The 12,645-nt window shown below is 42.5% G+C and carries 17 protein-coding genes; 8 read left to right on the top strand and 9 right to left on the bottom strand.

Annotated features, from left to right (window positions below):
* Positions 1–3 precede the first annotated feature (3 nt).
* The 3 genes from VE944_RS21055 (at position 4) to grxD (ending at position 1,506) form a co-directional block, all read left to right on the top strand.
* Positions 4–582 (top strand): hypothetical protein, encoded by a 579-nt coding sequence (locus VE944_RS21055; protein ID WP_324981399.1) that lies wholly within the window; start codon positions 4–6, stop codon positions 580–582.
* 253 nt (positions 583–835) lie between these two features.
* Positions 836–1,093, top strand: a complete 258-nt coding sequence (locus VE944_RS21050; protein WP_100899811.1) for a BolA family protein — start codon at positions 836–838, stop codon at positions 1,091–1,093.
* Positions 1,094–1,182: 89 nt separating this feature from the next.
* Complete coding sequence (grxD, locus tag VE944_RS21045; protein WP_324981395.1) at positions 1,183–1,506, top strand: Grx4 family monothiol glutaredoxin; 324 nt, start codon at positions 1,183–1,185, stop codon at positions 1,504–1,506.
* A gap of 682 nt (positions 1,507–2,188) precedes the next feature.
* Here grxD and VE944_RS21040 read toward each other — a convergent pair.
* On the bottom strand, positions 2,189–2,437 hold the full coding sequence (locus VE944_RS21040; protein WP_190938947.1) for a DUF6761 family protein: 249 nt from the start codon (positions 2,435–2,437) through the stop codon (positions 2,189–2,191).
* Positions 2,438–3,023: 586 nt separating this feature from the next.
* On the opposite strand from VE944_RS21040, the gene VE944_RS21035 reads away from it, so the two are divergent.
* Positions 3,024–3,791, top strand: coding sequence for a response regulator transcription factor (locus tag VE944_RS21035; RefSeq protein WP_324981390.1), 768 nt, complete (start codon positions 3,024–3,026; stop codon positions 3,789–3,791).
* A gap of 146 nt (positions 3,792–3,937) precedes the next feature.
* Here VE944_RS21035 and VE944_RS21030 read toward each other — a convergent pair whose 3' ends face one another.
* From VE944_RS21030 to VE944_RS21015, 4 genes are all read right to left on the bottom strand, one after another.
* Entirely contained in the window at positions 3,938–4,876 is a 939-nt protein-coding gene (locus tag VE944_RS21030; protein WP_324981387.1) for an ABC transporter ATP-binding protein, read from the bottom strand.
* Entirely contained in the window at positions 4,780–5,346 is a 567-nt protein-coding gene (locus VE944_RS21025) for a hypothetical protein (protein ID WP_324981384.1), read from the bottom strand. The genes VE944_RS21030 and VE944_RS21025 overlap by 97 nt, the downstream gene beginning before the upstream one ends.
* A 219-nt stretch (positions 5,347–5,565) precedes the next feature.
* Positions 5,566–6,027 (bottom strand): DUF4079 domain-containing protein, encoded by a 462-nt coding sequence (locus tag VE944_RS21020; protein WP_324981381.1) that lies wholly within the window; start codon positions 6,025–6,027, stop codon positions 5,566–5,568.
* Between the two features lie 159 nt (positions 6,028–6,186).
* Entirely contained in the window at positions 6,187–6,582 is a 396-nt protein-coding gene (locus VE944_RS21015) for a DUF1830 domain-containing protein (protein WP_324981378.1), read from the bottom strand.
* A gap of 581 nt (positions 6,583–7,163) precedes the next feature.
* Here VE944_RS21015 and VE944_RS21010 point away from each other — a divergent pair.
* The 4 genes from VE944_RS21010 (at position 7,164) to VE944_RS20995 (ending at position 11,290) form a co-directional block, all read left to right on the top strand.
* Complete coding sequence (locus tag VE944_RS21010; RefSeq protein WP_324981375.1) at positions 7,164–8,753, top strand: photosystem II high light acclimation radical SAM protein; 1,590 nt, start codon at positions 7,164–7,166, stop codon at positions 8,751–8,753.
* A 100-nt stretch (positions 8,754–8,853) separates the two neighbouring features.
* Complete coding sequence (locus VE944_RS21005) at positions 8,854–10,251, top strand: DICT sensory domain-containing protein (protein WP_324981372.1); 1,398 nt, start codon at positions 8,854–8,856, stop codon at positions 10,249–10,251.
* Entirely contained in the window at positions 10,248–10,886 is a 639-nt protein-coding gene (locus VE944_RS21000) for a pentapeptide repeat-containing protein (protein ID WP_324981369.1), read from the top strand. Before VE944_RS21005 ends, VE944_RS21000 begins: the two co-directional genes overlap by 4 nt.
* Positions 10,887–11,035: 149 nt before the next feature.
* The gene (locus VE944_RS20995; protein WP_324981366.1) at positions 11,036–11,290 is read left to right on the top strand and encodes a hypothetical protein; all 255 of its coding nucleotides are present in this window, start codon (positions 11,036–11,038) and stop codon (positions 11,288–11,290) included.
* Here the strand turns inward: VE944_RS20995 and VE944_RS20990 are convergent.
* The 4 genes from VE944_RS20990 to VE944_RS20975 all read right to left on the bottom strand — a co-directional run bounded on the left by VE944_RS20990 (position 11,283) and on the right by VE944_RS20975 (position 12,607).
* On the bottom strand, positions 11,283–11,468 hold the full coding sequence (locus tag VE944_RS20990; protein ID WP_324981363.1) for a PIN domain-containing protein: 186 nt from the start codon (positions 11,466–11,468) through the stop codon (positions 11,283–11,285). The two genes, VE944_RS20995 and VE944_RS20990, sit on opposite strands and share 8 nt — an antisense overlap.
* Positions 11,469–11,477: 9 nt before the next feature.
* Positions 11,478–11,717: an antitoxin gene (locus tag VE944_RS20985; RefSeq protein ID WP_324981360.1), complete on the bottom strand. Its 240-nt coding sequence runs from the start codon at positions 11,715–11,717 to the stop codon at positions 11,478–11,480.
* Between the two features lie 125 nt (positions 11,718–11,842).
* On the bottom strand, positions 11,843–12,259 hold the full coding sequence (locus VE944_RS20980) for a hypothetical protein (RefSeq protein ID WP_324981357.1): 417 nt from the start codon (positions 12,257–12,259) through the stop codon (positions 11,843–11,845).
* 102 nt (positions 12,260–12,361) lie between these two features.
* Positions 12,362–12,607 (bottom strand): hypothetical protein, encoded by a 246-nt coding sequence (locus VE944_RS20975; RefSeq protein ID WP_229465229.1) that lies wholly within the window; start codon positions 12,605–12,607, stop codon positions 12,362–12,364.
* Positions 12,608–12,645 lie beyond the last annotated feature (38 nt).

Below are 12,645 nucleotides of genomic sequence, written 5' to 3'. Positions count from 1 at the left end.
TTGATGCACCGTACTCTTTTATCAGTCATAGCAGTCCTCAGCCTGCTATCACCTGTGAATGCTCAGGTATCACAGTTACCAGGCACTACTAGCCCACAACCCATTGACCCCAACGATCCCAATAACCTGCGCCCCATAACCCAAAGTAACAGCCTTTTGAGCATTCAAGGTGGCGATCGTTTACTGAAAGAGGCAGACCAAGCCGTTTCTGCTCAAAACTACCCCTTAGCTGCCAAGAAACTGCAAGAAGCACGTCAGGTTTATAATCAGCTATCTAATTTTTATCAAGAATTAAACTCTAGCTTTTCGGGAATTGACAATAGAGTTTCTGATTCTCAGCGCCAGAAAGCTCTAGTAACAGCGCAGAAGCGAGATGAAGCCACCTTTCAGCTAGCATTGGTACATCGCGCACAAAATCAGCCAGAATTAGCTGTACCGTTGTTGATTCAAATAATTAAGAGTCAAAACCCGACGCGCGATTTAGGTAAGAAAGCCTATAAACAGTTATTTGAATTGGGTTTTGTTGATTCTCCCTATCCCAGAGAAGGTGGTGCTTCATCTTCCTCATCCCCAAAAAAATAAATTAAATTTTTCTTGTCTGTTTTCCCCTACTTCCCCTGCTCCCCCTGCTCCCTCATCTCCCCCATCTCCCTAAGCAGCAGCTTGAGAACTTTCCAGTGCTAGGATAGGATTATCTACTGTAGCTTTGAGGCAGCGTCTTCAAAAATCCACCTCAGAGCTGCGTTTATCTCTAGCCTTGCCAAAACCTGAACTTGGTACAGTCATTGCTCTATATCTGTTAATAATAGAAAAGTAAGTTTTTTCAGGAATAGCGATGATTAGTCCGCAGCAGGTTGAGGCAATGATCAAGGCGGAACTGCCAGACGCCCAGGTTCAGGTGCAAGACTTGACTGGTGGCGGTGACCACTATCAGGTAACAGTAGTTTCATCGCACTTTGCAGGTAAGGGACTAGTGCAACAGCACCAGTTAGTTTATGGTGCTTTGGGGCAAGCTATGTCAACCGAAGCAATTCATGCCTTGGCAGTAAAAACATATACTCCTGAATCTTGGCAAGCAACACCAGCTTCCTAAACATAGAGTTAGGAATTAGGAGTTAGGAGTTATGAATTTTTAACTTCTTACTCGTCATCGTTGAATGTAACATAGGAAACACAAATACCATGACGCCAGAACTCAAAGAGAGAATTGATAACTTGCTACAACAGAACAAGATTATGGTTTTCATGAAGGGAAACAAATTAATGCCCCAATGTGGTTTCTCCAACAACGTTGTGCAGATTCTCAATACCTTGGGTGTTCCCTTCGAGACAATTGACGTTCTATCAGACTCTGAAATCCGTCAAGGAATTAAGGAATACTCTAACTGGCCAACAATTCCCCAAGTGTATATCAATGGTGAATTCGTTGGCGGTTCTGACATCTTGATTGAACTGTACCAAAAAGGTGAATTGCAGCAAAAGGTAGAGGTAGCTTTAGCCTCATAATATTTCTTGACGCAAACCAGAAGGTATGCCGCTAAATTTGCGTTTTGCAATCAAGGCAATTTGCCATTTTTAACAAGTGGTGGGGGTTTAAGTCCCCTGTCTCTACAGGCAGCAGGTTTTGTGTCGGGGTCTAAATCCCCGTCACGAAACGTAATTGCGAATTGCGAATTGCGAATTGCGAATTGCGAATTGCGAATTGTTTTAATATCCTTGAAAGGTCAGAGAAATAGTAAGCTGTTGCGCCTTTAATTTGCACTAATATTTTTTCAAAATGCTTGTGGGGTGGGCATCTTGCCCGCCCTGATTGTGCAAGTTGTATACATAACAGCTTATCTCCCCTTTCAAGGGTTTTTAATGGGTTTAGACACTTCCAAATAAATAATACTCTACTTCTTTCTTGTGGAGTGGGTGACATGAGTGCCCGTAGCCCAAGGCGGGCTTTTCAGTCCATCCCACAAGATTAGTCCCTTATGAAAAAAATACTTGCTCTATGTTGGCTTGATTTCATAGTCAACAATCCCCTCAGTCGCATTGGCAAGACCAATATAGGGCTGAGGGGATGGGTTTTATCAATACAATATCTCTAAATCTCACACCACGGCACCAGTTGACCAATAGAGATAATATGCTATGATTATCTGCGGTAATTAACGGTTACTATCAGCGACTAAGTAAATAGTACTTAGTAGTAATCGGGTTGTGGCTGTGGTTGCGGCACTGCAAAATTTGATCCATCGTACAAGTAGCGGCTGGCTTCCTCTTCTAAGCGATGAATCAGAATAGGTTCAAGAATATTGCCATGTCGTAATGCGGCTAGATATCCATCCAAATACATCCGCATGTCATCCGTGCGATAACCGCGATTCCATAACTCGACGAAGGCGTCGGTGAGTCTTTGGTAATAGCGGATGGTTTGTGTGTCTTGGAGCATAACTGCTGTATTAAACTCTTTGGAATGAGAATTGTAAATGATTTACGCTCAAATGTGAACTGTAATTTCACTTTGGCATTAACTCAAAGTCAACACATCTACTTTGGGCAGTACCCTCCTAGCAGCTACAAGCTACTCTAATCCTATTCCAGAAAACATCGATTCTAGTTATCTGCTAAGTTATTTTTATGATTTTCATAACTCTTCAGCTAAATTGTATTGTTGATACATTCGTGGGTATAGGAACTAAGTTCCGCAAGATAGAATCAACTTTTATTATCAGGTTACAAAACTACTGTGTTAATAGCTAGCTGCTTAGGCTATAGTTTTCTGGGAAATGATATCTATCTAAAAGCAGAATGTTAAGCTAGAAGAACTTTTCATAAGTTTAGCAAATATTTCGATAAATTTAATAAAAATTTAAGAATATTTCTAATTGCCTTTGGCAAGGCATAAATTCAAACATATTGCCACTTTTGTTATGAGGAAATGTAAAGCCAATAGCTATTGAAGTAACAAAGGCTACAAAACCTTAGAGATGAGCTTGTTACTTTGAAAGTCATCGACGCTAAGGGGTCTTGCCACTGTGGGTTCGGTTTGTATAGAAATCATTGAGGGGAATCCCCATCTGAGGTCGTTGTTGGGTTGGCACTTGCAACAACTGGAATACCGTGTACATCAAGCTGCCAGCATTTATCAAGCAAGGGAAGTATTTTTAAGCCATCAACCAACACTGGTAGTTTTAGATGCAGACCTGCCTGATGGTGATGGCATTGAGTTTTGTCGTTGGTTGCATCGTCAGCAGCAACCTCTAATCTTAATGCTATCTGCCCGTAATACTGAAGGTGATATTGTCGCAGGTTTAAAGGCGGGCGCAGATGATTATCTGAGCAAACCTTTTGGAATGCAAGAGTTTTTAGCACGGGTAGAGGCACTAATTCGCCGGAAGCGCACACCTACTGCACCAGCTTATTTGGATTATGGCACTTTGCAAATCGATTTAGTTCAGCGCCGTGTCCGCTTCCAAGGGGAGTTCATTGACTTAACGCCTCAAGAATTCAGTTTGCTGTACGTTTTGGCACAAGCTGGGGGAGTGCCTCTGAGTAGGTCAGAATTACTGCGCCGTGCTTGGCCTGATGCTATCGATAACCCTCGCACCATTGATACTCACGTTTTATCGTTGCGGAAAAAGGTTGAACTTGACCCTCGCCAACCCAACTTGATTCAAACTATCCGCAATGTAGGATACCGTTTTAACATGGAAATTTTGAATAGCAATGTTTCACAATCACAAACAACAAAGTTAGGTAGAGAGAGATTTAATAATCAACGTTCAACGCTTAGTAGTGTGTGATGGGAATGGGGAGTGGGGAGTAGGGAGTGGGGAGTGGGGAGTGGGGGATGAGGGGATAATTATTAACTCTTAACTCAGCACGGGCTAAACGCCTCGCTACCGCTAACAGCACTCTTAATGCCCAATGACGATTGACTAATGAAAATTTAAAATCCAAAATCGTCTTGAGCTTCTGCTTGAATTAAGCTTTCTCGTAATTCAACCCAGTTTATTTCAGAGACTTTTTGATTTGCCAATAAATGACCTTGGTGTAGATGCAATAACTGAGTACAAAACATCTGAGCTAGTTCCAGTTGGTGGTTTACCATGAAAATCGTGGTTTGATGAGTTTGACTTAACTGGGTTAAGACTTGCATTAGATGAGAAGCTGTACCAGCATCAAGGGCAGAGGTTGGCTCGTCTAATAGTAATATTTTAGGCTGGATGACTAAGGCACGAGCGATCGCTACTAGTTGTCGTTGTCCCGCAGAAAGCTGCACCTCTGTTCGCCCCAACCATTCACTAGGAATATGCAGTTGTTCTATCCAGTGACTGACTCGTTGCTCAATTGTCTGTTTGGATAAACCACGCAAAACTAAAGGATAAGCCAACACTTGCCCAACTGTCATCCCCAACAGCTTTGATTCTTGCAATACAAGTACAAGCATCTGGCGTAGCTGGATGACGGGAATTTGGCGATATTCTTGGTTTTCTAGATAGATTTTGCCACTAGTGGGTTCAATTAGGCGGTTGAGGAGTCGTAATAACGAAGTTTTTCCAGCACCTACTGTCCCTACAATGGCAATGCGTTCGCCCTGCAATACTTCCAAGGAGATATCTTGCAATATGGGGTATCCTTGCTGATTGCCTGGAAGTTGGGTTTTCAGCTTTGTAAACAGGTTAATTTGCTCTAGCCTGAGTGTGGCTTTTGCTGTATTCAAGGGGAGTGGGGAGTGGGGAATAGGGAGTCGGGAGTGGGGAAGAAATAACCAATCTCCCATGCCCAATTTTAAGTTAATTGTTTGGTAGTTAATGCTGTAGCGATCGCCCAGCCATCGACCAATAGTAACAGCAATGTTAATACTAGTAAAATCAAGTACATCCACGGCTGCGCTAAAGGGCGAACATCTGTAGTATCAATGCCCGTCTTTGCTTGGACAATTAGCACGAAACGGGCAAATCCGGCTACACGCATCGGTAGTAAATAAGCTTTCCCATCCTGGCTGACAAAGTAATAAACTATTCCTCCTTGACCAGTGGTGCGGGGTTTTAACTCTTTCACTTCTGACCAAGGTAAAAACCAGCCTTTACGAAAAAAGCTAGGTACCCAGGCGGGGTAAGTAACCTGAATTCCCTGGTCATCTACCGTTACTCGTTCAGTCAATACAGCATACAAGGCAACGAAGCCGATGCTAATTCCTATCCACAATAATTTTGGGGGTACTGGTGCAGCTGTTACCTGCGATAAGAAGGGTAATGGAACTGTGAGTGCTATGTATAGACTCAGCAGCGTCATCCGAATCAAAGGAGACAGACGAAATACAGAAGCTGAAATATTGGCTGAGTTTGCTGTCACGGCTCAATTACAATGCTTTTCTTCATTGTACGGTAGGTCTATGTCCTACCTCGACTGCCGTATATAGAGCTATGCCACTTTAATAATTCGTAATTCGTAATTCGTAATTCGTAATGACGCTCGTGACGCTCGATGACTCGCTAACGCTGCGCTATCGCCCTTGGCGTCTCCCCTTGGGAGAAGACTCGCTACCGCTTCGCTAACGTAATTTGTAATTTTTCAGGGTAAATATTTTTGCACTACAATCCAACCAGTAAGCGATACCCAGGCAAATCCTATAAATAGAATAATATTTACGCCGACGTGTAAGGGTCTAGCCCAAGGTCGTCCGGCACTAATTTGCGTTGCGCTGAAAGCAGATAGTAAAACTAATGCTACTACTATCAATCCAGCAACTAAATGTGATGAATGACCCAAGGAGCCAAAGTGACCGAGAGTGCCAACAATACCGACTGCTAGCAGTAGTAGTACTAAACTTACCATGCTGATGCCCATTGTATAGTGGAGCGATCGCACCCCTTTATTTCCGCCCAGAAATGGGGTATTAAAAGGGAATTGCTGCGAAGTTCTCGCCCGAAACATCCAAGCGCCGGTGACTGCTAACATCAGATATGCCAGCAGGGACAACCCCATTGACCAGGCGGCTATTTTCCACAACCAAAGAAATGAAGGCAGATTCATAAGATTGATTGTAAATGAGATGGGGGAGATGAGGGAGCAGGGGAGGACAAAGAAGAAAAGGAGAATAACCAAGCCCAATGCCCAATACCCAATACCCAATACCCAATAAACAAAAAAGGCTGCTGAATTAGCAACCCTTAAATGTAGTAAATTTTTTTTTTAATCAACCGATGCTAAACCAACGATTTGTAAGGGTTTTGTAGTATCTCCGATTTTTGTATTAATTTGCTGCACTATAGACCTGGTATTAATAAGGTCTTTTTCATCTGATGAGTCTGTATCAAACTCATAAACGCTGGGTTCGTCGAGCATTAGGCGATCGCACGGAATTTTATCGGATAAAATTGCACTTGCCATCATCCCTGTATGAATCTCCAATTGAGCTTTTCGCGGAGCTTCAAACACTAAACGTTGTCCAGGAAAAACAACCCTTTCAAAGTACCAGTTCGGAATATTGGAGATGCGAGCTATCTGGATTTTGCTAGTGGCATTAATGTAGCAGCAGAGAATTTTTCCCGATTGCTCAGGTGGTAGAGGATCTAATATTTGAGCCATAACTGCTGAGGAGCTTTACGCCACAATTTTACATTACACTAGCCAAGCCTAGCATTGCCTGATCCCCAGTTGCTGTAGCTCCGACTACCAACTGAACTTTTATAGATTATTTTTACTTTCAATACATATCGCAGTTTCTAAAAATTTTATAAAAATTTATGGATTGTCTGCAATTTTACACTATATGAACATTTTTTAATTTTTGGCAAAAAATCTTTAACTTCTTTAAGACAGATAATTACAGGGTAGGTATGGTGAAGATCCCCTTAGCTTGAGCCTAGTTCAGGAGTGTATTTTCGTGTTTCATCTATCGCAGGATTAAAAGCCTGGGATCATCGCTTTATGAATGAACTCGATGTTATCGTAAAGCTATATGAAAAATGTCTTCATAAAACTTCTCTTGATCCCATGCGTTCGGTATAGAAAGCAATTTTATTGATTTTTACATCTGTGAACACAAGTTTCACGCATATCAATAATTTGCTTCAATGTCAAGCAAGATTGTCAGAGATTAAGAGTAGACAAAAGAAAAACACCCTTTAAAACTGGAATTTATCTCGCTTTCCCCAAAGATTGGCAAGATGGAAGTCAAAACACCCATGATGGAAAATCGAATTCTTTACGTTCGCCTTCCTTGTAACCCTATCTTTCCCATTGGGGTTGTCTACCTGAGCGATCACGTCCACAAACAGTTTCCTGATATCGAACAGCGAATTTTTGATTTGGGAACAGTGCCACCTTTAGACTACAGTTCTGCTCTGGATCGCTGTATCGATGAATTTAAACCGACACTGCTAGTATTTTCGTGGCGTGATATTCAAATCTATGCCCCAGTTGGTGGACGCGGTGGGAACCCACTACAAAACGCCTTTGAATTTTACTACGCAAAGAATCCTCTATTGAAACTACGCGGGGGATTGGGCGGTTTACGAATCTTCATCGCTTACTATGTAGAATTATGGCGCAATCAGGGCTTAATCAAACGCGGTTTAAAGCGTGCCCAAAAATATAATTCTAATGCCCGTGTAGTTGTAGGTGGTGGTGCAGTCAGTGTATTTTACGAACAGTTGGGCAAAAGCTTACCCCAAGGGACAATTATTTCTGTGGGTGAAGGGGAAACCCTCCTAGAAAAACTTTTAGGTGGCAAAGATTTTCGAGATGAACGCTGTTACGTTGCCGGAGAAACTCAACCACGGGAAAGGCTAATTCACGAACAACCCACGCCACTAGAAAAAACAGCTTGTAACTACGACTATATCGAAACCATCTGGCCGGAATTTAACTTTTACCTGCAAGAAGAAGACTTTTATATAGGTGTACAAACTAAGCGTGGTTGTCCTCATAACTGCTGCTATTGCGTCTACACTGTTGTTGAAGGTAAACAAGTCCGCATCAACCCAGCAGATGAAGTAGTGGCTGAGATGCGCCAATTGTACGATCGCGGCATTCGCAACTTCTGGTTTACCGATGCCCAATTCATCCCAGCCAGAAAATTTATCGACGATGCCATAGAACTTTTGCAAAAAATCGTCGATTCTGGTATGAAAGACATCCACTGGGCAGCATATATCAGAGCCGACAATTTGACACCAGAGTTGTGCGACTTGATGGCGAAAACCGGGATGAACTATTTTGAAATCGGCATTACCAGTGGTTCTCAAGAACTCGTGCGGAAAATGCGGATGGGGTATAACCTGCGAACCGTTTTGCAAAACTGCCGCGACTTGAAAGCAGCTGGTTTTAATGATTTAGTTTCCGTCAACTACTCCTTTAACGTCATTGACGAACGTCCCGAAACCATCCGCCAAACCATCGCCTACCACCGAGAACTAGAAAGGATTTTTGGTGCTGATAAAGTCGAACCTGCTATTTTCTTTATTGGATTGCAACCCCATACCCATTTAGAAGAATACGCTTTCAAAGAAGGCATCCTCAAACCAGGGTATGATCCAATGAGTTTGATGCCGTGGACAGCCAAAAAACTCCTCTGGAATCCTGAACCTCTTGGTTCGTTCTTTGGAGAAGTCTGTTTGCAAGCTTGGCAACAAAACCCTAACGATTTCGGACGTGAAGTCATGAAAATCTTAGAAGAAAAACTAGGTTGTGCTGACTTAGAAGCAGCACTTTCTGCACCAATAGAGACAAAAGACAAACAGTTAGCAGCTGTTTGATAAAATTTCCAGAATTAGACAAGAGCAAAGTTCATCTCCTTGTCTCGCGCCTACCCCTACCCTAATCACTCCCCCTCTGCGGTTATTTTCACCCAATCCCATGTTAGAAGGTTCAATCCTACAAAAGCTAGAAACAGCCCATCGCCACACCACCAGGCCAATTCGATTTGGTGTTTACTACAAAAATACCTTAGTTGCCCTGTGCCATGCTCTAGAAGACCATATCTTAACCGACGACGGTACGCCCCTAGTAATTACAGCTTTCCAACAGGGTAAATGGTATCTAAAAGAAGCCGGGCGATATGCAGATATCGCCCACCGTAGTGGCGAAATTGTCATTATGGCTGCTGCTGAATCTGGCTTTGCTGAACATCCCACAAGCCTTTTACCCAATGTAGACTTAGTGGCATTAGATTCAGTCGATCCAGTAGCTCAGGAGTGGCACTTAATTATTTTATCGCCTAAATACACAGCAATGGTAATTTGTCAAGAATTATCAGAGGCTGATTATGGCAGCACTGGAATACCGACATCAGATTTAGAGCGTAAATTCTATGGCTTGTGGACATTTGAGCCAGAGTTAGTGCAAGAGACAGCTGAAATAGCGATCGCTCACATCAAAAAATACAACCCAGAACTGGCCGAAAAACTCACAGCCGATAAACAACAAATTGTACCGTCAATGGACAGATCCCAAAATTTAGGTGCAGTTGTCTCCCGTGTAGTAGATTACCTCCAGACTGGGCAAGATAATTTATCCATCCCTACAGCGCTTCAGAAACAAACCCTAGATCGCAACTTGGTTTCTAACGAAATCCAAGCCTTTTTGCGAATGGCGCAACTGATGGATATGGCAGATGTCAACAATCCAATGGCAGCTGCGGAAGTAGTAGTTCTTGCTGAAGCGATCGGCCAGCTTTTGGATCTTCCGGCATGGCAGATTAAGAGGTTACGGCTAGCGGCTTTGTTACATCGCATAGATCCATTACAGAAGGCAGAAAGCGTTCTCACAGGTGGTATATCCACACGCTACCAAGAAGATGCTCCCAGTTGTCCCCTAACTTGTCCCTTAGTACCGGGGGCGCAAGTTTTGCGAACCATGCCAAGACTGCGAGCAGTTGCCCAAATTATCACTCACCAAACCGAGTGGTGGAATGGTACAGGGGAACCAGCAGGTTTAGCTGGAGATGAAATTCCCTTAGAGTCGAGAATTTTGGCATTATTGGCAGACTTTCAGTGGCGAGTCAATCAGCGAAAATCGTCAAATCAAAGCCGGGAACAGATATTTACTCAAGCTTTAGATGAGTGCAAACAGCAACAATCTAACCGCTTTGACCCTAAACTTGTAGATACCCTAACTTTATTAGTTATGGGTTTACAACAGGGACTCGACTTACCCATCATGACACCCAAAGTCAGCGCCGGTATCTGGATACTTGATTCCCAATGGGATAGCCACAGCAAGATCAGTGAGGAGATTGGTAGTTACTTTACATGAATATTGAAGCCATTAAATTAGGAAAACTCAAACAACTTCCAGGGGCAAATTTAGAAGACGAGGAACTCTCTCGACTGGATTTAAGCCGGATTAATCTTGCTGGTGCTACCCTTGTTGGCACTAATTTCGCTGCTTCCAAACTCGAAGGTGGGCATTTGGAGGGAGCAAATTTGATGGGGGCCAACCTCCAAGAAACTGACTTACGGGCGAACTTGATGGGAGCGAACCTGATGCAAGCAGATTTAACGGGCGCTGACTTGCGGGGTAGTAATTTGCGTGGCGCTAACTTGATGGGAGCAAGACTCAGTGATGTGTCATTGGTGGGTGCTTTTTTAAGTGGTGCCAATTTGATGAATGTGAACTTGCAAGGCGTTGATTTGCGCGGTGCTGACTTGCGTGGTACAAACCTGACTGGGGCAAACCTCAAAGGTGCAGATTTGAGTCGCGCCGATTTGCAAGGGGCATTATTGAGTGAAGCAAACCTTGAAGAAGCTGACTTGCGGGGGGCGAATTTGGCGGGGGCGAATTTGACGGGAGCGAATTTACTTTGTGCAGAGTTAGAAGGTGCAAATTTGAGCGGCGTTAATTTCAATAAAGCGTGTGTAGTGGGGACAGTTGTGGAGGCTGCGTTTTGAATAGGGGTTAATTATACAAACTGCATTGAAAAATGTATTGACAATGTGCTTTTTAAGTGAAACATTGTTATCACATAATAACTACTGCTAACCACTGTTAACTTTGGCGATCGCACAATTTAAGTAAGCGTTAATAAGATGAAACGCAAATGAAGCGAGTAGTAAAACTTTGCCCGCATCAGTTTTGGAGTGAAGCTAATCCAGAAATCATTATTGAATGGAACAAATCAACTCGAAAGCCTAACTCTAATGAACCTTGCTGGAGTGTCAGCATCGACACTCCAAATTACAGCTATTACAGCCGATACATGGATTTAACCGCTAGGAAAAATTTATGGTTCACTAAGTGGGAACTAGAGGAGTTTATCTCTGAGAACTTAACTAAAGAAAAGATAGTCAATTAGGCTGAATAAGACGCAGAGAGCCGCTTTTAGCTGCACCAAATCGCAGTTCGCACACCACAATAATGCTGGTACAAATGCAGTTTTCCTCTACGGCTGCGAGTCGCTGAAATACCAAACCTTGAGGATATCTTACCAAATCTGAAATGATGTTGGTATCTAGCAGGTATTGATAAGTCATTAGATAGGATTAAAGCACAACATCATCGAGTGGCAGTAACCCTTCATCTATGTTAGGAAAGTTTTCTGTAATGTCTTCCAAAGTGGCAAGCAGTGAAAGTAGAGAACCGGAAGAAATGGGTTCGATGATTAATCGATTACCTTCTTTGCGTAACAAAACTTCTGTGCTGGATAGAGCAAATTCATTAGGAATGTTTAGGACTTGATGTTGCCCATTCTGTAATAGGTAAACATGGCATGAGTTTGGCATCAAGCAATCTCTTTAAAGTCAAAATGATTTAGCAGCAGTATGTTGCTTTACAATATCACGTCGAGATCCTGTAGAGTCGAAATAACCGATGGGTATTAAGTGTTGATTGTTGGGTTTCAGTTAGTTTAACTGAAACGTTTTTGTAAAGTTGTATGTGCCTTCAAAATATCTTCTAATAAATCTTCTGGCAATCCTGATATTAAAGTAACTCTATAAGGACATTGCTTATGTAATATATATTTTTTTTGAATTGACAATAAACATAATAGCAGCCCTGTGAGTTCATAGAAACTTTCTGGTGTTGCCCACCTGTATATATTGAAAATACGATCAGTGAAACACAGAAAGTCCAGAAAACTAACTTGGTAATCCGAATCAAGACTGACTAAATAAGTTTGGTTAAACTTATATCTAACAATTTGCCAGTAGCGCAGGTTTTCCAGAAACTCCGCTTCATCACTTAAATCAGCGACCCACTCCCATTCACTAGATTCATTGCTATCGTCAACAAACAAGTTCGTATGGAACTTCCGTAAATCCATTTCTCTTACCCCGATGGAAAACACTACCTCAACTCTTAGTTGATGATACACTTAACAAACTGTAAGTTGAACAGCTTATCTAAGCCCGTAGTGAAGAATGGGCTAGCTTTCCACGGGAGGATATTTGATGCTGCGTGCTGTATTATCAATATATTCTTGTGGGAAAATTTGCCTTCCTAATACCAATGCTTCTTGCCTTTCCTCATCTGTCATATAATCATCTCCCTTAAGTCCTCTTGGGGTACGTCGAGGATTTCCTCCTGCATCTAAATATCGCTGACGTGCGATCGCAAATAATTCTAATATTCTTTGCGCTTGCTGCTGTTTAATGGTGTTAGATTGCGTCATCGTTTTATTCCCATCCGAAGGTCACTACTTCGCCGTTT

The organism is Nostoc sp., from assembly GCF_035638895.1.
Taxonomy (GTDB): domain Bacteria; phylum Cyanobacteriota; class Cyanobacteriia; order Cyanobacteriales; family Nostocaceae; genus Nostoc.
Note: the sequence above shows the minus strand (reverse complement) of the source record. Positions and strands in the feature narration are given on the sequence as shown.